This window comes from Mesonia sp. HuA40 (assembly GCF_008017835.1).
GTDB lineage: Bacteria > Bacteroidota > Bacteroidia > Flavobacteriales > Flavobacteriaceae > Mesonia.
The window spans coordinates 18,303-40,246 of record NZ_VRLT01000063.1 but is presented as its reverse complement, the minus strand read 5'-3'; the positions used below and the strand labels follow the sequence as shown (position 1 = coordinate 40,246).

General features: G+C 36.4%; 18 protein-coding genes. 3 read left to right on the top strand and 15 right to left on the bottom strand.

Features of this window, described 5'->3' with window-relative positions; translation table 11 throughout:
• Nucleotides 1-64: 64 nt before the first annotated feature.
• Nucleotides 65-3,724: a phosphoribosylformylglycinamidine synthase gene (gene purL / locus FT993_RS12065; RefSeq protein ID WP_147862815.1), complete on the bottom strand. Its 3,660-nt coding sequence runs from the start codon at nucleotides 3,722-3,724 to the stop codon at nucleotides 65-67.
• Nucleotides 3,725-3,857: 133 nt separating this feature from the next.
• Between purL and FT993_RS12060 the strand changes: the two genes are divergently transcribed.
• Nucleotides 3,858-4,580 carry a hypothetical protein gene (locus tag FT993_RS12060; protein WP_255504504.1) on the top strand — a complete coding sequence of 241 codons (723 nt, stop codon included), beginning with the start codon at nucleotides 3,858-3,860 and terminating at the stop codon, nucleotides 4,578-4,580.
• A 60-nt stretch (nucleotides 4,581-4,640) separates the two neighbouring features.
• Here the strand turns inward: FT993_RS12060 and FT993_RS12055 are convergent, their stop codons facing one another.
• Complete coding sequence (locus FT993_RS12055) at nucleotides 4,641-6,521, bottom strand: endonuclease (RefSeq protein WP_147862813.1); 1,881 nt, start codon at nucleotides 6,519-6,521, stop codon at nucleotides 4,641-4,643.
• A 2-nt stretch (nucleotides 6,522-6,523) separates the two neighbouring features.
• Nucleotides 6,524-7,735, bottom strand: a complete 1,212-nt coding sequence (locus tag FT993_RS12050; RefSeq protein ID WP_147862812.1) for an RsmB/NOP family class I SAM-dependent RNA methyltransferase — start codon at nucleotides 7,733-7,735, stop codon at nucleotides 6,524-6,526.
• 75 nt (nucleotides 7,736-7,810) lie between these two features.
• Here FT993_RS12050 and FT993_RS12045 point away from each other — a divergent pair, with 75 nt between their 5' ends.
• A complete protein-coding gene (locus tag FT993_RS12045; RefSeq protein WP_147862811.1) occupies nucleotides 7,811-8,875 on the top strand; it encodes an oxidoreductase in 1,065 nt (354 codons plus the stop codon).
• A 4-nt stretch (nucleotides 8,876-8,879) separates the two neighbouring features.
• Here the strand turns inward: FT993_RS12045 and FT993_RS12040 are convergent, their stop codons facing one another.
• Genes FT993_RS12040 through FT993_RS12010 form a run of 7 tightly spaced genes read right to left on the bottom strand, consistent with a single transcriptional unit; the run spans nucleotide 8,880 to nucleotide 15,520 of the window.
• Nucleotides 8,880-9,311 carry a hypothetical protein gene (locus FT993_RS12040; RefSeq protein ID WP_147862810.1) on the bottom strand — a complete coding sequence of 144 codons (432 nt, stop codon included), beginning with the start codon at nucleotides 9,309-9,311 and terminating at the stop codon, nucleotides 8,880-8,882.
• Complete coding sequence (locus FT993_RS12035) at nucleotides 9,308-9,826, bottom strand: hypothetical protein (RefSeq protein WP_147862809.1); 519 nt, start codon at nucleotides 9,824-9,826, stop codon at nucleotides 9,308-9,310. Before FT993_RS12035 ends, FT993_RS12040 begins: the two co-directional genes overlap by 4 nt.
• Nucleotides 9,827-9,840: 14 nt before the next feature.
• Entirely contained in the window at nucleotides 9,841-10,410 is a 570-nt protein-coding gene (locus FT993_RS12030) for an RNA polymerase sigma factor (RefSeq protein ID WP_147862808.1), read from the bottom strand.
• Nucleotides 10,411-10,413: 3 nt separating this feature from the next.
• On the bottom strand, nucleotides 10,414-12,240 hold the full coding sequence (locus FT993_RS12025; protein WP_147862807.1) for an ABC transporter ATP-binding protein: 1,827 nt from the start codon (nucleotides 12,238-12,240) through the stop codon (nucleotides 10,414-10,416).
• Nucleotides 12,241-12,248: 8 nt separating this feature from the next.
• Nucleotides 12,249-13,970: a phospho-sugar mutase gene (locus FT993_RS12020; protein ID WP_147862806.1), complete on the bottom strand. Its 1,722-nt coding sequence runs from the start codon at nucleotides 13,968-13,970 to the stop codon at nucleotides 12,249-12,251.
• A 56-nt stretch (nucleotides 13,971-14,026) separates the two neighbouring features.
• Nucleotides 14,027-14,980, bottom strand: coding sequence for a glycosyltransferase family 2 protein (locus FT993_RS12015; RefSeq protein WP_147862805.1), 954 nt, complete (start codon nucleotides 14,978-14,980; stop codon nucleotides 14,027-14,029).
• Between the two features lie 3 nt (nucleotides 14,981-14,983).
• Nucleotides 14,984-15,520: a DUF4199 domain-containing protein gene (locus FT993_RS12010; protein ID WP_147862804.1), complete on the bottom strand. Its 537-nt coding sequence runs from the start codon at nucleotides 15,518-15,520 to the stop codon at nucleotides 14,984-14,986.
• A gap of 168 nt (nucleotides 15,521-15,688) precedes the next feature.
• Between FT993_RS12010 and FT993_RS12005 the strand changes: the two genes are divergently transcribed.
• Entirely contained in the window at nucleotides 15,689-15,943 is a 255-nt protein-coding gene (locus tag FT993_RS12005; RefSeq protein WP_147862803.1) for a type B 50S ribosomal protein L31, read from the top strand.
• Between the two features lie 171 nt (nucleotides 15,944-16,114).
• Here the strand turns inward: FT993_RS12005 and FT993_RS12000 are convergent, their stop codons facing one another.
• The 5 genes from FT993_RS12000 to FT993_RS11980 form a co-directional block, all read right to left on the bottom strand.
• Nucleotides 16,115-18,337, bottom strand: coding sequence for an NADP-dependent isocitrate dehydrogenase (locus FT993_RS12000; protein WP_147862802.1), 2,223 nt, complete (start codon nucleotides 18,335-18,337; stop codon nucleotides 16,115-16,117).
• Nucleotides 18,338-18,515: 178 nt separating this feature from the next.
• Entirely contained in the window at nucleotides 18,516-18,875 is a 360-nt protein-coding gene (gene rplS / locus FT993_RS11995) for a 50S ribosomal protein L19 (protein ID WP_147862801.1), read from the bottom strand.
• Between the two features lie 107 nt (nucleotides 18,876-18,982).
• Entirely contained in the window at nucleotides 18,983-19,660 is a 678-nt protein-coding gene (gene trmD, locus FT993_RS11990; RefSeq protein WP_147862800.1) for a tRNA (guanosine(37)-N1)-methyltransferase TrmD, read from the bottom strand.
• A 9-nt stretch (nucleotides 19,661-19,669) separates the two neighbouring features.
• On the bottom strand, nucleotides 19,670-20,260 hold the full coding sequence (locus FT993_RS11985) for a hypothetical protein (RefSeq protein ID WP_255504503.1): 591 nt from the start codon (nucleotides 20,258-20,260) through the stop codon (nucleotides 19,670-19,672).
• A 129-nt stretch (nucleotides 20,261-20,389) separates the two neighbouring features.
• Complete coding sequence (locus FT993_RS11980; RefSeq protein ID WP_147862799.1) at nucleotides 20,390-21,838, bottom strand: glyceraldehyde-3-phosphate dehydrogenase; 1,449 nt, start codon at nucleotides 21,836-21,838, stop codon at nucleotides 20,390-20,392.
• Nucleotides 21,839-21,944: the final 106 nt, after the last annotated feature.

Here is a 21,944-nt window from a genome sequence, read left to right as displayed (position 1 = left end):
ATTTTAAACCAAAAACGCAGGGAATATACCCTGCGTTTTTATTAAAAATAGTTATAAAATAAATTTAGTTTTTTTCTAACCATTTACGTGCATTTACAAAGGCTTCTAGCCAAGGGCTTACTTCATCTTGGCGGTCTTTAGGGTAATGTGCCCAGTTCCAGCTAAAGGTTGAGCGCTCTAAGTGGGGCATCATTACCAAGTGGCGCCCGGTATCATCGGTTAACATAGCAGTATTAAAATCAGATCCGTTAGGATTTGCAGGATAGGCATCATAAGCATATTTTCCTACTATATTATAGCGGTCTTCTGCATACGGGAAACTAAATTTACCTTCGCCATGTGCCGCCCAAATTCCTAAGGTACTACCGCTTAAACTCGACAGCATAACCGATTGGTTTTCTTGAATAGTTACCGAAGTAAAATTGCATTCAAATTTATGCGAGTCGTTATGTAGCATTTTTGGCTTCTGCTCGTGATCTGGGTTTATTAGTCCTAATTCTATAAATAACTGGCAACCGTTACATACTCCTAAAGATAAAGTATCTTCTCTGTCAAAGAACTTTTTTAAAGCAGTATTGGCTTTTTCGTTGTATAAAAAGGCACCGGCCCATCCTTTTGCGCTACCCAAAACATCAGAATTAGAGAACCCACCTACTGCGGCTATAAATTTTATATCCTCTAAATTTTCTCTACCCGAAATCAAATCGGTCATATGCACATCTTTAACATCAAAACCAGCTAAATGCATAGCTTGCGCCATTTCACGCTCAGAATTAGAGCCTTTTTCACGTATAATGGCGGCTTTAACACGAGGTTTGTCGGTTACTATGTGAGGTTTTTTACCTGTAAAATGCTCGGGAAACCTAAAGTTCAAAACTTGATTTTTATAATTTTCAAAGCGTTCTTGAGCTTTTTGTTTACCACTTTGTTCTTGATCTAATAAATAACTGGTTTTATACCAGGTATCTCTATAAGTGGCTATATCAAAATTCAGCTGTGTTTCGAAGTGTTTAATGCCGAGCTCGGCAGATGAGTTAGCTTCTCCTATTTTAAAGAACTCTACATTATGCTTTTCTAGAATCGCTTCCGCGGAAGCATTTTTAGTTTGAAAAACAACACCTGCATTTTCATTGAAAAGGGTTTTAATTAAATCGCTTTCCTTTAAATTGCTAAGGTCAATTTGTGCTCCTAAATCTTGATCTGCAAAACACATCTCGAGTAAGGTGGTGAGTAGTCCGCCAGAGGCTACATCGTGCCCTGCAACGATTAAATTTTGTTTGATTAAATCTTGCAGTGCATTAAACATGTTTTTAAACTGGCTGCTATCTTGAATACTTGGCGCATTTTGTCCCACTTTATTTAATACTTGAGCAAACGAAGAACCGCCCAATTTAAAGGAATCTTGACTCATATTCATGTAGTAAATACTACCAGCGTTTTTTTGTAGTACGGGTTCAACTACTTGTTGAATGGCGTTGCAATGTGCGGCAGCCGAAACAATAACTGTACCTGGAGATAAAACCGATTTGTCTTTATAATTTTGCTTCATCGATAAAGAATCTTTACCCGTAGGTACGTTTATACCTAAATCGATTGCGAATTCAGAAAGTGCCTCAACGGCTTCATATAATCGTGCATCTTCACCAGGGTTATTGCAGGGCCACATCCAGTTAGCCGATAACGAAACAGATTTTAAATCTTTTTCTAAAGGAGCCCAAACCATATTAGTTAAAGCTTCGGCAACTGAGTTTTTAGCGCCAGCCACAGGATCGATTAAACCCGAAATGGGAGAGTGCCCAATGCTTGTGGCCACACCGTGTTTTCCCTTATAATCAAGTGCCATAACACCAAGGTTATTTAGAGGTAATTGCAATGCGCCAACCGTTTGTTGTTTGGCTACCTTTCCGGTAACACAACGGTCAGCTTTATTGGTTAACCAATCTTTACAAGCCACAGCTTCTAACTGCAATACCTGCTTGGTATACTCATAAACCTTATCGGCTTGAAAAGCTACATCTTGATAATTAGCTTTTACGCTATTATCTTGCATAATGGTCTTTGGAGAGCTTCCAAACATATCATCTAATGCGAGATTCATGGGTTTTTGTTTTGATTTGCTCCCTTCAAAGGTAAATTGGTTATCATTGGTAACCTCTCCCACCGTATACATAGGAGAACGCTCTCGCAAAGCTACTTCTTCTAAGATTTTTATATGTTCTTGACCAATTACTAGTCCCATTCTTTCTTGTGACTCGTTACCAATTATTTCTTTGGCCGAAAGGGTAGGGTCTCCAACAGGAAGTTTGTCTAAATCTATTTTACCTCCTGTTTCTTCTACTAATTCACTTAGGCAATTTAAATGTCCGCCAGCTCCGTGATCGTGAATAGAAACAATAGGATTAAAATCGGCTTCAACCATTCCTCGAATGGCATTAGCAGCTCTTTTTTGCATTTCTGGATTAGAGCGTTGTATGGCATTTAACTCGATACCACTGCTAAAATCTCCAGTGTTGGCCGATGACACTGCGGCCCCTCCCATGCCAATTCGGTAGTTCTCGCCCCCAAGAATAACAATTTTCTCTTCATTTTTAGGGGTGCCTTTTATGGCTTGCTCTTTTTTACCGTAGCCAATTCCTCCTGCTAACATTATAACTTTATCATAACCTAGGGTTTGCTCGTTTTCTTCGTGCTCAAAAGTAAGAAGCGAGCCAGCGATAAGCGGCTGACCAAATTTATTTCCAAAATCTGATGCGCCATTAGAGGCTTTGATAAGAATATCTTTTGGGGTTTGGTATAACCAATCTCTTTGAGAGATTTTATTTTCCCAACTTTTTTGGTCATTCAATCGACTGTAACTTGTCATATAAACAGCGGTTCCTGCCAGCGGTAAAGAACCTTTACCTCCTGCTAATCTATCTCTAATTTCTCCGCCACTTCCAGTTGCCGCTCCATTAAATGGTTCTACGGTGGTAGGAAAGTTATGTGTTTCGGCTTTTAAAGATATTACAGAATCAAAATCTTTTTCTATATAAAAATCGGGTTGGTGAGCGGTTTTAGGTGCAAACTGTTCTACACGTGGTCCAGAAATAAAAGCAACATTGTCTTTGTAGGCAGAAACAATATCATTTGGATTTTTCTCAGATGTTTTTCTAATTAATTTAAACAGCGACTCCGCTTTTTCTTTACCATCAATAATAAATGTGCCGTTAAAAATTTTATGTCTGCAGTGTTCTGAATTGACTTGCGAAAAGCCAAATACCTCAGAATCGGTTAAAGGTCTTTCTAATTTTTCGGAAAGTTTTTCTAAATAAGTTACTTCTTCCGCATTTAGCGCTAAACCTTCTTCTTCGTTAAACTTTTGAATATCCTTAATCTCAATGATGCCTTGTGGCTTTACATCAATATCAAAAATAGACTGATTTAAAGTTTCATATTTTTGAGAAAGCATGGGATCTACCTGGCCTGCCAATTCTTCGGCTATAAATTCTTCGATACGGAGTATTCCCGTAATCCCCATATTTTGAGTTATTTCAACGGCATTGGTGCTCCAAGGGGTAATCATTGCCGCACGAGGGCCTATAAAGCTTGCTTCAATTTGCTTATTTTCAAGCATAGGTTGTTCGCCAAATAGCCAGCTTAATTTTTCTAAATCTTGGGGAGGCAAGTTTTGTTTGGTGTGTACCGCATAAATTTTGTCTGATGCTTGCCCAAAAAAAGTTATCATAGTAAAAAGTTAAATAATGTGTTGTGTAATGTCTTGCAAATTTACTTTTTTAAAAATATTTGTAGTTAAAAATTTAAATATTAAATGAGGTTTTTTTAATTTTAAAAGTATGATCAATTTAAGTTGAATGCAGATGGGATGGAAATCGGTAAATTTAGAAATTGAATTAAGGAAGAACAGAGAAAAAAATCCTCTTTTTAATCAACATCTAGAAGCCATTAAGAAACATTTGGAATTAGAAATTTCAAAAGATGAACAAATTAGAAAGCGCCTCCTTACAAATCACTCACAAGAAAAAATAAATCGCTTAAATTTTGATGAGTTGGATTTAGACAGAATTTTTCATCAAGAACATATAAAATCTATATGTTCCACTTATAGGTTGCGTTTTCTGCCTAGTTTTTATTATAAAAAAAGGCTTCCTCAAGAAGTTTTAATTAGGATTAAAGCTTTAGAGCAGCAGCATCAAATTGAACTGAACGGTTTTAAAATTATGGCTCCTGCTTCCTGGTTTAAATTGAGAAATGCCGACGACCCTCTACTTTTTGTTCCGTTAGGAAACGGATACTATTATTTGGTGCATAAATGGGGAAATGATTTGAATGCATTTCGAAAGCTGTTGATGTGGCCGTTAAAGAGCTTAGAAAATTTTTTACTGTTGTTGGCTGCTGTTAGTCTGCTTTTAGGCAATCTAATTTCATTGATCATTTTTGATACAGGAATAGATTTCTTCAAAACTGGAATTTTAAGCTTATTTATTTTTAAATGGATAGTTGGTCTTGCTTTGTTTTACGGATTTAAAATGGGTAAGAATTTTAATTCGGCCGTTTGGGACAGTACGTATTTCAATGCATAAAATAAAAAAGCCATTAGTTAGAATGCAACTAATGGCTTTTTTATGCAATTAAATTAAGAATTAATTTAAAATTAGCTTTTTAATTACGCGTTGCTGCTTACTTTTAATTTCAAACAGATAAATACCTGCTTCTAATTGAGGAAGCTTTATGTTTTTAGCATTTGCGTTTTGTTTATTTAGAATTAACCTTCCATTTAAATCGTAAAGAGCATAATCATAGTTTTTGGCATTGTTAAGCTCAACAAACAGCACTCTATTATAGTTGGGGTTGGGATAAATTTGCGCTTGTAAACTTGTAGTAGACAAACCAGCGGTTACTTTAGCGGTGATAGTAAAACTATCTACTGTCCAACGCGTAGCATCTTCACCATTGGTGGTGTCATATTTAAAAGCTAAATAAGCGTTACCTGCGATTCCTTGTATATCGATATTACTAAAAGTATTCTCTTCAATCGTACTACCGCTTCCACTAAACATAGGAATATTTACATTAGGTACTGGCGTCCAGGTGGCATTACTTGGTGTACTTCCTGGTGTGTAATCTGTACTATATACTAAATTCAAAGGCGTATTTCCGAAAGTTGCTGCAGTAAAAAAGCTAAGTTGAGCCTGACTTAAATTACTAAAGTCTATAGGACTATCTGTGATTAACCAATCAAGACTTGGATACTGCTGCCCATTTGCATAAGCATTCATTTGGAAAGCTCCTGAGTTATTTTCGCCGTATTGAGCTAGACATTCCCAATCTTGTGTGCTTTGTTCTGAAACGCTAATAAAATTAAGATTGTTGCAGTCTTCAAAGTCTTCGCTAAAGATGATTACGGGTGCATCTAGTGTGGTAATGCTTACGGCATTACTTGCCGCCGAAACGTTGCCGTAAGCATCTAATGCTTTTACGGTAAAATTATAAGTGGTTTGCGGATTCAAATTGGTCACAGTAGCTTGTGTGTTCGCTGTAGTCTGAACAATTTGATTGTTTTCTTCAATTTGGTAGCTGGTTACTCCAACATTATCTGTAGCAGCGGTCCAGTCCAGTACTACGCTATTTGAAGTAATATTGCTTGCCGCTAAATTTGTTGGTGCGGTAGGGGCTTGATTGTCTGGATTCGGATTCCAGATTTGATTTACCCAAGCAGGATTATCGATATAAGGATTTCGGTTTCCCTGAAAGTTGAAAGCGGCATTGTTGCGATCTATTTCTTTTTGAGAAACAGGATCGTTATTGTGCCATTCTAAAAGCATGGCCAAGACCCAATCTTCAAAAACTTGGGTTGAGGTTCCATTTAAAGCTACATCGCTTTGGGAGGTGTTGTTTTCCCAACCTGCAATTTGACTCTCATAACGTGTAGCCATATAAAACCAAACTCTTGCTACATCACCTTTAAATTCATCAATTGGTTCAAAAACAGTACCGTTGTAGGCATTGGGATGGTTGTAGGTATTATTTCCTTTTTTAGATCCGTTTTGCGACGTCCAACTTGCGTTATTTACTTCTCCAAAAGAGAAATTTCCTCGTTGCCCATTCACATATCCGTCAGAAGGGTAGATATGGTGAATGTCTGTATACATTGGCGATTGGTCGTTAAACCAACTCTTCGGAAATAAATGCTCTCTGTTATAACAAGAGCTTTCACCACTGTAATTTCCACATTGGTCTGAGCCAAACACGAAATTATAGGGGTCTGTGCTGTTTGGATTTTCTGAGTAGATATCTAAAACACTACCATCGTTTTCATAATAGGTGTCTACATCAGAGGTTTGGTAAGCCGTCCATAAAGCGCCATAGCTTTGCGCATTGTGACCGCTACTAATAATTTGACTTAATTCAGTTTTTAGTGCAAAGCCTGTTTTGCCTTGAGTACTGCTGTAATATCCTGCAGGAGCTTGTGCATTTGCCAAAAATCCAATTGCTAAAAAGCTAAGAAGTAATAGTTTTTTCATTTTTATTTTTTAATTAAACGTGCCATATAAAATCCGTCATAACCAGATTCGTAACTTAAAATTATTTTTTGATCTTCTAATGTAAAGTCTTTTCCTGCCTCAGAATTCAAGAAAAATTCGACTTGTTGCTGATTTTCGGAAGGCAGTATAGAGCAGGTTGCATACACCAATTTTCCTCCTGACTTCACTATTTTTGAATAATTAGCTAATATTTCTCGTTGTACGGCTTTTATTTTTTCTAAGAACTCGGGTTGTAATTTCCATTTTGCATCGGGATTCCGACTCAGAACACCTAAACCACTACAAGGAGCATCAATCAAAACACGGTCGGCCTTTTGGTGCAATTTCTTGATAACCTTATTGTTTTCTATAGTTCTGGTTTCGATATTGTGAGCACCGGCTCGTTTGGCTCTACGTTTTAGTTCTTTTAATTTATTACCATAAATATCTAGCGCAATAATCTGGCCTTTATTTTCCATCAGTGCTGCTAGGTGCAGGGCTTTACCGCCAGCCCCTGCACAAGTGTCAACCACCCGCATACCGGGTTCAACTTGCAGAAATGGAGCCACCAGTTGCGAAGAAGCATCTTGCACCTCAAAGAAACCATTTTTAAAAGTTTGGGTTTTGAAGACATTGGTTCTTTCTTCAAGCACCAAGGCATCGGGGTAATTCTGAATACTGTGCGCTTCAATTTCTTCCTGAAAAAGAAGGTCGCGAAGACTCTTTGAATCTGTTTTAAGCTTGTTGGTGCGCAAAACTACTGGAGCAGTTTTGTTGAGAGATGCAATTTCTTTAGACCATTTTTCTTCACCCATTTCTTGAACGGCAATTTTGTCTAACCAGTCTGGTATAGACTCTCTATAAACACGAATTTGAGAAAGCTCATCAAACTTACCTTTAATTCGCCTTGTAGGGGTGTCCTCTAATTGCTTCCAGTCGGGTAAAGCGATTCCTTTTAACGTTGCCCAGACTGCAAACAACCTAAAAAGGTTAGGTCTGCTATAAGGTTCTTTAACTTCGGCAATAGCGGCATAAAGCCTTTTCCAGCGTACAATGTCGTAAACGGTTTCGGCAATAAAACTGCGGTCTCTTGCGCCCCAGCGCTTATCTCTTTTTAAGGTGTTAGCCAGTTCTTTATCTGCATATTTACCTTCATTAAATACCAAATGCAAGGTGTCTACTACGGCAAAAACAAGATTTCTGTGTAATCTCATAGATTGAAATTTAGCTTGCAAAGTTACGTAATTTTATAAGGGAATAATCTTATATTTGAATATAAATACCAAGTTATGAAGCATATCTTTCTCTGTTTATTTGCATTTTTTTGCTTTTCTTGCGTGAAAGTTTCTCAAAATCAACAGGGACCACAAGTTTATACTAATGTGAAAATTGAAACGGTTTTAGATCGAGATATTAGTATTCGCGCATTGAATGTGAATGATAAACATATTTTTTATGGTGGTGAAAAGGGTGAATTTGGATATTTGAATACTGCAGACCATTCGATTGCATATATAGGGGAGGTAGACTTTAATGGTAATCAACCCGAATTTAGAGCCATTGCTCACACGGGTGATGCCGATTTTATATTAAGTGCAGGTAACCCAGCTCTTTTATATAAAGTAAATTTTTTTGGTAAACGAATGTTGGTTCATCAAGATAATACAGCCGGAATTTTTTATAATGCATTAGCTTTTTGGAATGATCAAGAAGGCCTTGCGCTTGGAGACCCAGTAGAGAATTGCTTACGACTTTTGGTTACTCGAGATGGAGGTAACAGTTGGAAACCTGTAGATTGTAAACAGTTGCCAGGTTTTATACCGGGCGAAGCCGGATTTGCAGCAAGTAACACCAATATTAATATTAAAGGGAATAAAGCTTGGGTGGTAACCGGAGGAGCTGCGGCGAGGGTTTATTTTACCGATGATAAGGGAATAACGTGGAAGGCTTATGACACACCTATAATCGCGGGAAAAGCCACCCAGGGTATTTATAGCGTAGATTTTTATAATGAAGATTTAGGCGTTATCGTTGGTGGTGATTACACGCAACCAAATCAAATGCATAATAACAAAGCAATTACTTTTGATGGTGGTAAAAGTTGGCAGGTTATAAGCAATCAAGCTCTGCCTGGTTACAAAAGTTGCATTAAATTTATTCCAAATTCTGGGGGACGAGAAATGGTTGCGGTAAGTTTTACCGGCATTGCCTATTCTAGTGATTTTGGTAAAACCTGGAAACAATTAAGCGATAAAGGCTTATACACGATTTCATTTTTAAATGAATATACAGCGTACGCTGCCGGTAAAGGAGGAATAAAGAAAATTGTTTTCCTTGAAGATTCGATGGATTAATGAATTATTTGTTTTTTAACTTTTTCAATAAATCACGGTGAAAATCTCGCTCGGCTTTTTTTAAATGTAGAATCTTTTTGGCTGGAATCACGCGCTTTAATTCATTAACAAAATCTTCTTTTAATTGGGCACTTTGCTTCTTTAAATCAATATATTCATTTAATAAAGCGCTAGCAGTGGCTTCGTCTATCTCATCGATTAAATCAAGTCCGTTTTTAACGGCGCACCATTTTTCGTCATAAAGTTTATCGTTTTTAGCTTCATATTTACGATAAATTGGCCAAAACTTTTCAGCTTCTTGACTACTTAAATTTAATTCTTCTGTGATAAAGGCTACTTTAAGCGATTCTATTTTTTTCTCTTCAGAATTATTTTGACTCCAGACCAAGGAGGCGGAAAACATAACGAAAACAATACAGAAAATGAGTTTTTTCATGGTTCTAAATAGCTTAAAAATTCTTGGTTTTTATCAACATAGTTGAGAATTGTTTGTTCAGAAATACTAGTACTTTCCATAGACCGATTTACATCGGGAAATGTTGATTCTAAATCTTCATTAAAATCAGACTCCAATAACGACTTTTCTAAGTAAGATTCCAAGGCTAATGGGTCTATTTGAGAGGTGTAATCTACCTTTGAAAACCAATTGGAGTTGATTAGAAAAATAATAGTTAAAGCAGCTGCCACAGCAACATAGGGTAAAGTCTTTCGAACACTAAAAAGAACAACCGATTTCTTATTAGTATCTGGTAAATCTATGCTTAGGTTTTCAAAATACAAGGCTGGCGTTTTGTATCCTGGCGTTTTATATGCTTCACCTGAATTTAGGGATTCATGCAATACCTGCTCCTCGGTAAAAGATTTATCAGGAAAGGCAACGTGAAAATCTTCAAAGTAATTTTTAGGAACTTTGAAACCAGCAGCCTTATGTTTATTTTTTGAGGTATCCATTTAATTTTTAGACTTTAATGTGTATTAAAGGTTTGATTGAGCGCTAAAAATTCTTTTATTTTTTGAACGGCATGGTGATAATTTGACTTTAGAGCCCCTTCACTTACCTCTAATATTTCTGCGATTTCTTTGTATTTCAAACCCTCGAAGTAATGCATTGTAAAAACTTGTTGTTGTTTTTCAGGTAAATTGTTAACCGCTTTTTGCAATTGCAATTGAATTTCATCACCATCAAAGTAAATATCAGCTTTTAAGTTCTCAATAAGCTCTTCTTGTAGTTCTTGACTGGAGATATTAAGGTGTTTTGCTTTTTTGTTTAAAAAAGTAATGGCTTCATTAGTGGCAATACGATACATCCAACTATAAAGTTTGCTTTCACCTTTAAAGTTATGAATGTAGCGATATACTTTTATAAAAGTATTTTGTAAGACATCGTGCGCATCATCATGATTCTTAACCATATGACGAATATGCCAGTAAAGAGGTTCTTTATAAAGGTCTACCAGCTGTTTAAAAGCTTGCTCGGCTTCTGTTCGCGAAGCTTTGAGTGTTTTAACAATATGGCTTTCCTCTGGTGTTAGCATGGCTTATTCAAAAGATTGCATTTCGACTAAATTTTTATAAACTCCTTGAGCTGCCAATAATTCTTGGTGTTTACCTTGCTCTACAATCTCGCCTCGTTTCATAACCACAATTAAATCGGCATTTTGAATGGTAGAAAGACGGTGTGCAATTACAATTGAGGTGCGGTTAAGCATCATGTTCTCTAAGGCTTTTTGCACTAGCTGTTCACTCTCGGTATCTAGGGCCGATGTGGCTTCGTCTAAAATCATTATTGGCGGATTTTTGAGTACCGCACGGGCAATAGAAAGTCGTTGTTTTTGTCCACCGCTCAACTTACCTCCAGCATCACCAATATTAGTATGAATGCCTTCTGGTAGATCAGAAACGAATTCCCAAGCATTAGCAATTTTTAAAGCGGCGATAACTTCCTTTTCGCTAGCATCTGGCTTACCTAGTGTAATATTGTTGTAAATACTATCATTAAATAAGATGGAGTCTTGGGTTACCATTCCCATTAATCCGCGCAAGCTCTTCTTTTGAATATTTTTAATATTCACTCCATCTACTAGAATTTCACCTTGATCAATATCATAAAAACGAGTGATTAAATTGGCTATGGTGCTTTTGCCACTTCCAGATTGACCCACTAAGGCTACTGTTTTACCTTTTTGAACCTCAAGATTAAAATTTTTGAGTACTTGTTTTTTGTCATAACCAAAAGATAGGTTTTTGATTTGAATACCTTGATCAAAACTGTCTTTTTTAAGACTATTGGGTTGATCTTTTAAAATTGTATCATTTTCAATAATTTCCAAAACCCGATCTGCTGCAGCATTACCTCTTTTAACTGCATACGATGCCTTGCTTATTGCTTTGGCAGGAGTTAAAATGTTGTAAGCGAGCCCCATATAGGTTATAAAAGTTGCCCCGTCTAAATTACCATCTATAATCACCATTTTTCCGCCATACCAAAGTAAAATGGCAATAACAATTATGCCTAAAAACTCACTGGTTGGTGAGGCCAGATTTTGTCTGTGCATAAGACTATTTGAAAAATTATATAGCCTGTTGGTGGTATTTTCAAATTTTTTTCCAAATCGCTCCTCAGCATTAAAGGCTTTGATAATTTTTAGACCAGAAAGGGTTTCTTCTAAATTAGATAAAACCTGGCCACGCTCTCGTTGTACATCATCTGATTTTTTCTTTAATTGCTTTCCGATTAAAGAAATAATATAGCCTGAAAGAGGAATAAAGATAAAAACAAATAGCGTAAGTTGCGGACTAAGAGCCAGCATACCGATAATTGTAAATAAAATGGTTAACGGCTCTTTTACCACCAATTCAAGCATAGATAAAAAGCTACGCTGCACTTCCTCAACATCTGAGGTCATTCTTGCAATGGTATCTCCTTTTCTTTTTTCGCTATAAAAAGCTACGGGCATAGCTACAATTTTATGGTATAGTTTGTTTTGTAAATCCCGTAAAACACCGTTGCGCAAGAAGGCGATGAAATATAAACCAGCATAATTAAACAGATTTTTAAGCAAAAACAGGCTAATAATGAGAATAACCAACACTGTTAGCGTAGCCACCCCACCATTTTGTGCAGTGTAGGTAGTAATGAAATAGTTGGAATAATTCTCGAAATAATCTGAAATATGCATTAAACCTTTATACTCTGGCTCATTGGTTACCCGCTCTGCATTAGAGAACATCACTTTTAACATAGGGATAAGTGATATCATAGAAAGAGTGCTAAATAGCGCATAAAAAATATTGCTTATAATATTTAAAAAAGCATATTTTTTATAGGGGAGTACAAAGGGAAAAATCTTTTTAATATAATTCATTACAATACTTAATCGTTAAGTCTAAAATAGGTTAGGATTTGGGCTATTTTTTGCGTCAAAATTTCTTTTTGCTGATTATACTGGTTAGCCTCTGCCAAGGGGGTTTGTACGCTAATGTAGAACTTTATTTTTGGTTCTGTTCCGCTAGGTCTAGCCGCAATTTTTGTTCCGTCTTCTAAATAGAAAATCAATACGTTACTTTTAGGAATGTCTAAAACACTCTTTTTATTTTGACTTAGGTCTAGTGCTGTTGAGGCAGCATAATCTTCTAGCCGAATTAGCTTAATTCCATTTAATTCTTTTGGAGGATTGGCGCGTAAATCCTCCATCATTTGTTTGATTTCTTGAGCACCTGTAATTCCTTTTTTAACAAGCGAAACCAAGTGTTCTTGATACAAACCGTGCGTTGTATAGATACTTATCAATTGCTCGTAAATACTTTTGTTTTCATGCTTGGCCAGAGCAGCCATTTCACACATTAATAATGTGGCGCTCACCGCGTCTTTATCTCTAACAAAGTCGCCTACCATATAGCCAAAACTCTCTTCGCCACCACCAATAAATTTCTGTTCAGGGAAATCTTTAATCATTTTGGCAATCCACTTGAATCCGGTTAAACCAACTTTACATTCCACTTGGTAATGTTCGGCTAGTTTTTCCATAAGCGGGGTAGAAACAATGGTAGAGGCAATAAATTCATTTCCAATTAGCTTGTGTTGCTGAGTGTATTGTTTTAAAAGAAAATCGGTCATTAGCACCATGCTTTGGTTACCGTTTAACAAGATCATTTTTCCTGCCTTATCTCGAATTCCAACTCCTAGGCGGTCACTATCTGGATCTGTACCAATTACGATATCGGCATTAACTTCCTCGGCCAATTCTAGTGCCATCTTTAGTGCCTCTGGTTCCTCTGGGTTGGGGGATTTTACAGTAGGGAAATCGCCATTGGGAGTTGCTTGAGCCTCTACAATATGTAAATTTTCATAGCCTGCGCGTTTTAAAACTTCTGGTATAATGGTAATTGAAGTACCATGTAAACTAGTGAAAACAATACGTAATTCTTTTTTAGCTTTAGTTGGGGTATTAAAAGTTACTTTTTCTAGCACCGTATTGATATAGGCTTCATCAAGGTTTTTACCTATAGTTTGAATCAATTCGGGCTTTGGTTCAAAAACAATCTGGTCGTAGTTAAGTTGATTAATTTCGGCGATAATTTCTTGATCCTGCGGGGGAACCAGTTGACCGCCATCTTGCCAATATACCTTATAGCCATTGTATTCAGGCGGATTATGACTTGCAGTTAATACAATACCACAATGGCACTTTAAATGCTTTACGGTAAAAGAAAGTTCGGGTGTAGGTCTTAATTCTTCAAATAAATAAACCTCAATACCATTACCCGAAAAGACATCGGCAACTGTTTGTGCTAGACTTTGGCTGTTGTGACGACAGTCATAGGCAATTGCAACTTTTAAGGCCTCATTAGGGAAGGTCTTTTTTAAATAGGCTGCTATTCCTTGAGTGTTTTTTCCCAGCGTATACCGATTTATTCGATTGGTACCTGGCCCCATAATACCGCGCATACCTCCTGTACCAAAGGCTAAATCTTTATAAAATGCGTCTTTAAGCTCTTCTGGGTTTTCATTTATTAAAGCTTGTACTTGTTGCTTTGTATTTTGATCAAATGGGCTGTTTAGCCACACTTGTGCTTTTTGTTTAATTGCATCCATTCAACTTGTTGTTAAGTGTGTTTACAAAAGTAAATATTATTAAATAGGCTAGGGCCTTAATTTACAGTTTTACTGATTTTATAGCGTTTTTGATTTTTTTGCGTGCGTAAAATGAGTTCGCCTAAAAATCCGGCAAGGAAAAACAAACTACCTATTATCATAACGCTTAAAGCAATATAAAACCAAGGATTTTGTGTAACCAAAATGTCTGGAATATTGTTCCATAGCTTGTAAAGTTTAGAGGCTCCAATAATAAAGGCCGTCATAAATCCGATAAGGAACATAAGCACACCCATTGAGCCAAATAGATGCATAGGACGTTTACCAAATTTTGAAAAAAACCAAATGGTTATAAGGTCTAAAAAACCAAAAATAAAACGTTCTGCGCCAAATTTGGTAGAGCCGTACTTTCTCGCCTGGTGTTTAACTACTTTTTCACCAATATGTGAGAAACCTTGGTTTTTGGCCAGTAGCGGAATGTAGCGATGCATTTCGCCGTAAACCTCAATATTTTTAACCACTTCGCTTTTGTAAGCTTTAAGTCCGCAATTAAAATCGTGTAAGCTTAAACCGCTAATTTTTCTGGCTGCGGCATTGAATAATTTAGAGGGGATGTTTTTGGTAAGCACATTGTCATATCGCCTTTTTTTCCATCCCGATACCAAATCATAACCTTCTTGGTTAATTAGAGAATACAGTTCTGGTATTTCCTCGGGGCTATCTTGCAAGTCTGCATCCATAGTAATTACTACTTCTCCTTTAGTCTTTAAAAATCCGGCGTGCAATGCCTGAGATTTCCCGTAGTTTTTTTGAAAATGTATAACCCGTACTCGAGGATCTTGACTTCCTAAAGCATCTAATATTTTACCTGATTGATCTTGGCTGCCGTCGTTGATAAAGATTACCTCAAAGTTAAATTGGTTAGCTTCGAGTACCTTAACCAGCCATTGATAAAGCTCGGGTATTGATTTTTCTTCGTTTAATAAAGGAATGACAATAGAAAGCTGCATAAATTATAAGTTGTCGGGTTGTTTTTGTCTAAAAACAAGAGCAACAATTAATCCGATAATCGAGTAAAACACAATATTGGTAGCTAAACCGATGGCTTGATTTTTTAATGAGAATTGATTTTCTTGCTCCATAGCAGCTATAGTCAAATCAATTTGTTCTTGAGTCGAACCAAATTTTGCCATGGTATCGGCTACTTGTTCTTTGCTAAATTCTACGATATAAGCCCCTGCTTCGGGATCAATGAGGTTAAAAATACTAAACTGTGTAAGGCTTTGTACTACCAAGCCAATGATTACACAAATAAAGTAGGCAGTAAAAGCTTTTTTGAATGAAAATATTTCGGTCGAAGCCGATTTACAAGCCTTTGTGGAAGCCACACCAAAGCCTACAAGGACAAAAAAGAGAATTAGACTTAGATACCATTTGGTAAACATTTCAACCGAAAGGGCATAGGCTAAACTAAAAATGAGTACTACGGCTAAAGCTAAATAAAACCCATAGTTACTGGCAACTGATTTAAGATTGGTAGAATTTTGCATAGGAAAAAAGAATTGATTTCTTTATAGGTGTACAAATATAGGAAAAGGTTACAGGGTTAGAATAAAAAGTTTATATTTGTAGAATAATTATTAGAAAAATATTGTTTTATTCTGATAATTGTTTAAATTTGCACCTCGAAAAAATCATAAGATTTAAAGTTTAAGAAGATGAAACAAGGAATACATCCCGAAAATTATAGACTTGTAGCTTTTAAAGATATGTCTAACGAAGAAGTCTTTATTACTAAGTCAACGGTAAAAACCAGAGAAACTATTGAAGTAGACGGTACAGAGTATCCGCTAGTGAAATTAGAGATTTCTAGAACTTCTCATCCATTTTATACTGGTAAGAAGAAATTAATTGATACCGCTGGACGTATAGATAAGTTTAAAAACAAATACGCGAAGTTTAAGAAAAACTAAACTTTGTTTGACACATATTTAAAGAGCCATATTTTACTAAAATTTGGCTTTTTTTTATGCCTAAGAATAAGCAATTAAATTTTTTTAACGGTAGGGAGATGCTTCATATTTAAAAATAAAAAAAAGCCATTAGTTTTTACACTAATGGCTTTCTTTTAAAGGAATATAAGCTTAAGCTTTATTGATAATTTTGTTTAAAGTGCTGCTAGGTCTCATTTCTTCGTAAGTTCTCTTTACGTCTGGGAAATAGTAGCCGTTGATATCAACTGGTTTACCTTGCGCTTGGTTAAGCTCTTGCAAGATGATTGTTTCGTTAGCTTTTAACTCTTTGGCAATTCTTCCAAATTCTTTTTGTAGAGCTTCGTCTTCTTTTTGATTTGCCAAAGCTTCTGCCCAATACATAGCCAAATAGAAGTGTGAGCCTCTGTTATCCAATTCATTTACCTTGCGAGAAGGAGATTTTTTATTGTCTAAAAATTTATCGGTAGCTTCGTCTAGCGCCTTTGATAACACCAATGCTTTTTTGTTATTAAAGGTTTTGCTAAGGTGTTCAAGAGAAACAGACAATGCTAAAAACTCTCCTAAAGAATCCCATCTTAAATGACCTTCTTCTAAGAATTGTTGCACGTGCTTAGGCGCAGATCCGCCAGCACCGGTTTCAAATAAACCGCCTCCGTTCATCAAGGGTACAATTGAAAGCATTTTTGCACTTGTTCCTAATTCTAAAATAGGGAACAAATCGGTTAGATAGTCTCGTAAAACATTTCCTGTTACCGAAATAGTATTTTGGCCTCTTTTAACGCGCTCTAAAGTAAATTGCGTAGCTTCATCGACATTCATTATACGGATGTCTATATCTGAGGTGTCATAATCTTTTAAGTAAGTTTCTACCTTTTTGATTAATTCGGCATCGTGGGCTCTATTTTTATCCAACCAGAAAACGGCTGGCCATTGTGTGTCTTTTGCACGCGAAACGGCAAGCTTTACCCAATCTTTAATAGGAGCATCTTTGGTTTGACACATTCTCCAAATATCACCTTCTTCTACTTCGTGAGCCAAGAGCGTTTCACCGTTCATTACGACTTTAACCGTACCATTCGCTGGAATTTCGAATGTTTTATCGTGAGAACCATACTCTTCTGCTTTTTGGGCCATTAAGCCAACATTGGGTACGGTACCCATAGTAGTCGGGTCAAAAGCTCCGTTTTCTTTACAAAATTGAACGGTTGCTTCATATAAATCGGCGTAACTGCTATCTGGAATCACGGCTAAAGTATCTTGTGTTTTGCCTTCGGCATTCCACATTTGTCCAGAAGTTCTTATCATAGCTGGCATTGAAGCGTCAATAATCACATCACTAGGTACGTGTAAGTTGGTAATACCTTTATCTGAATCTACCATGGCTAAGGCAGGACCATCAGCATAGCTTTTCTCAATGCTATCATTTATTTTCTTTTGTAATTCCTCTGGTAATGTATTGATTGCTCTAATCACATCACCAAAACCACTAGTTGTATCAGCGCCAGCTTTCTCTAAGTCTTCGCCATAGGCTTCGAATACATCGCTAAAAAACACCTTTACTGCATGGCCAAAAATAATAGGGTCTGAAACCTTCATCATTGTAGCCTTCATATGTAAGGAGAACAATACGCCATCTTCTTTTGCAGCTTTTACCTGTTCCTTTAAAAACTCAAGTAAAGCTTTTTTGCTTAGTACCGAAGCATCAATCACCTCTCCTTTTAAAAGTTTGGTTTGAGGTTTTAATACCAGAACTTCGTTATTATCTTGATGTAATTCTATGCTAACTTCACCGGCTTGTTTTAGGGTAGTCGATTTTTCTGAGTTTCTAAAATCACCCGAGCTCATACTGGCTACGCGTGTTTTAGACTCTTTTGACCATTCTCCCATGCGGTGTGGATTCTTTTTGGCATAATTTTTAACGGCTTGTGGTGCTCTACGATCTGAGTTTCCTTCGCGCAGCACAGGGTTTACCGCACTACCTTTTACTTTGTCATAGGTAGCTTTGATTTGCTTTTCTTTTTCATTTTGTGGCTCATCGGGATAATTTGGTAGGTTATAGCCCTTTGCCTGTAACTCTTTTATGGCAGCTTTTAATTGAGGAACCGAAGCACTAATGTTAGGTAATTTAATAATATTTGCTTCTGGCTTTTTTGCCAATTCACCTAATTCAGCCAAGGCATTGGGTACACGCTGGTCTTGTTTTAAAACTTCAGGAAAAACAGCTAGAATTCTAGCGGCCAAAGAAATGTCTTTGGTTTCTACATCTATACCAGAGGATGCGGTAAAAGCTTCGATAATAGGTAATAGTGAATGCGTAGCTAAAAAAGGAGCTTCGTCTGTTTTGGTGTACATTATCTTGGGTTGGTCTGCCATAACTGTTTATTTTTAATTATTAAATGCATTTGCGCTACTCTTTTAAAGTTAGCACTAAAATCGCAGCAAATATAGTTAATTATACGCCTAATTTAAAGGATAAAGGTTTAGAAAAATTATAAAAAACAAAGCCTTTTTTCGCAAGAAAAAAGGCTTTGTTTTGTAACGTAAAAAGGGCTTATTTAGCTTTGTGCATACGCTCTTTAATACGTGCTTTTTTACCAGTAAGTTCTCTAAAGTAGAAAATTCTAGCTCTACGTACCTTACCTCTTTTGTTTACTTCAATTTTTTGAAGTGCAGGAAGGTTGATAGGGAAAATTCTTTCAACACCTACTGTACCACTCATTTTTCTAATGGTAAAAGTTTGTGAAGCTCCAGTTCCTTTTTTCTGAATTACCACACCTCTAAAGAACTGTGTACGGGTTTTTTGACCCTCTTTGATTTCGTAGTAAACCGTGATTGTGTCTCCCGCTTTAAATTCTGGGAAGTCTTTCTTGGTTACAAATTCGTCTTGAACAAATTTAATTAAAGATTCCATGTTTTTATGGTTTAAAATTTTTCTAATCAACATACACGTATTTCGCCAGAGGTTGTTTTAGAATTGCGTGCAAAAATAATTTTATTTTTTTAAATAACCAATTTTTATTAGTCTTTTAATAGGTCGGGTCTGCGTTCTTGAGTGCGTTCATGGGCTTTTTTTTCTCTCCAGGCTTCTATTTTAGGAAAATTACCTGTAATTAAGACTTCGGGTACTTTCCAACCTTTGTATTCGGCGGGACGTGTATAGATAGGTGGAGCTAATAAATTGTCCTGAAAAGAATCGGTTAGGGCAGAGGTCTCGTTACCCAATACACCAGGTATCAGGCGAATTACAGCGTCACACAATACCGCAGCCCCTAATTCGCCACCAGAGAGTACATAATCGCCAATAGAGATTTCGCGTGTGATGAAATGCTCTCTAACGCGTTCATCTACACCCTTATAGTGCCCACATAAAATGATAATATTTTTTTTTAGCGAAAGCTGATTGGCCGTACCTTGGTTTAATGTTTTGCCATCGGGTGTCATATAAATCACTTCATCATAGTCGCGTTGTGATTTTAAATGACTAATGCATTTATCAATGGGTTCTATCATCATCACCATTCCTGCGCCGCCTCCATATTGGTAGTCGTCTATTTGCTTGTAATTATCACTTACATAATCGCGTAGATTGTGCAGGTGAACCGAAACTAAACCTTTTTCAATGGCTCTCTTCAAAATGGAAGCTTCAAAGGGACTCTTGAGTAAATCCGGTACAACCGTTATGATGTCTATGCGCATGGCCATTGGTTATGCTTTATTTCTGTTGATTTCATCTTGTAATTGTCTGCCTAGCCGCTGCTGTTTTTCTAGAGCTCTTTTTTTATAATCATCAAACTCAGCCTCGCATTCTTGTAGATTTTGTTTGGCTTCTCTCGTTGCTGCGTTACTGCTCTTAAATTTATAAATGAAGAACAGTAAGATAACTAATAAAGCAAATACAACTCCCCACATTATACTTTGGTAAGTTGACTTATCGGTTGATATGCCTAAAAATTGTATGTTGTTTTTCTCACTATTTACCAAGTCTAAATCTTCTTGGGTAGAAGATAAAGAGCCATTTAGCTTCTCAATTCTATTTTGCTTAGCACTTAAACTATCTTCAAGTTGTTGTATGTTTTTATTCAACCCGTCGATCTTTACTTTTGTTTTCTTTTGAAGCTGAAGTAGTAAGGCGTGTTTAACAACTTTATATTCTTGGTAGTTATTGGCGTTTTCAATAAGTTCGCTGAACTGTTCATTAATAGTGGGTTCTTTTTGAACACTATCTTGAGCTCGCATTCCGCTTAAAGCGAAAAAACATAGCAAAAAGGTTACCGAGAGTTTAAGAATATTATTCATAAAAATTTTTCTTGCCAAAACGATTTATAATTGGCATTATTGTAATTAAAGAGGTATTTGTGTTTATTTTAAACAAAAAAAGCAAACCAATAACAAAGTACAGGTTTGCTTAATTTTAGTCTGCTGCCATTAATAGTATGTAAAACGTCTTACTTTTGCGATGTATTTTGCTAATCTGATTACCTGGTGACTGTAGCCATATTCGTTATCATACCAAATATATAGAATGATGTTTTTACCATCTTTATTTACAATTGTAGCATTGCTATCGTAAATAGAAGGCGCCGATGATCCTATAATATCAGACGATACCAGCTCATTATCTATAGAATATTTTATTTGCTCTACCAAATTACCTTCTAAAGCATATTGTTTTAAAACGTCATTAAGTTCTGTTAAGCTAGTAGCCTTGTTTATTTCTAAGTTTAAAATAGCTAATGAACCATTAGGAACTGGCACACGAATAGCATTAGAAGTTAGTTTACCTTCTAAGGCTGGTAGAGCCTTTGACACTGCTTTTCCGGCTCCGGTTTCGGTTATAACCATGTTCAAGGCAGCTGCTCGACCTCTTCGGTATTTTTTGTGCATGTTGTCTACCAAATTTTGATCGTTGGTATACGCATGAATAGTTTCTAAATGTCCGTGTTCTACACCAAAAGTGTCTTCAATTGCTTTAAGTACTGGGGTAATGGCGTTAGTAGTACAAGATGCGGCTGAGAATATATCAATTTCATCTGGATTGTGCTCCAACTCATTTACCCCGTGAACAATATTAGGAACTCCTTTACCGGGAGCGGTTAATAGTACCTTGTCTGCACCCTTAGGCACCAGGTGTCTTTGCAAAGCTTCTTTATCTCTAAATGCTCCTGTGTTATCAATAACCAAAGCATTGTTGATTCCGTATTGGGTATAATCAATATCTTCTGGTTGGTTGGCACTTATAATATGAACGGTTGTTCCGTTAATAATTAAACTTTGGTTGGCTTCATCTACTTTTACTGTACCAGAAAAATCACCATGAACCGAATCGCTTTTTAAAAGCGAGGCTCTTTTCTCAAGAACGGTTTTATCTATTTGCCCACGTACAACGATAGCTCGTAAACGCAACTGGCTACCTTTACCGGTTTTCATCATTAGCTCGCGAGCTAAAAGCCTACCAATACGTCCAAATCCGTAAAGCACCACGTCCTTAGGTTCAAAACCAGCAAACTCTTTGGCTTTTGCAAGTTTTTTTGATACAAATGAGGTAGCGCTATTAGCTTCATTTCTATCAAGTTGAAACTCGTAGGTTAACTTACCAATATCTAATTTTGAGGCGGGAAGGTCTAAGTCTTTTATCGCTTTAGCAATCTCTACACTATCAAAAATTGAAATTGGTTTTTGAACAAATTCTCCGGCGTATTCGTGCAAATAAAGAATTTCGCTAACGTTCTGATCTAATAATTGATTTTTAAAAAGAACAAGTTCTATAGATTTATCGTACCATAAATCATTTAATACCTTTATGAACTCTACTGTAGCCTTGCGTCTATCGGCCTGAAAAGCAAGTTCTTTCTCGTAAGTTGTTTGCTGACTCATTATTGTTTTGTTGTGTTATGAAAATTAAAAGTCTGTGCAAAAATATACATTTAAATGTAATGGCATGTATAATAAACAAAAATCCTCTTTTAAAGCTAAAAGAGGA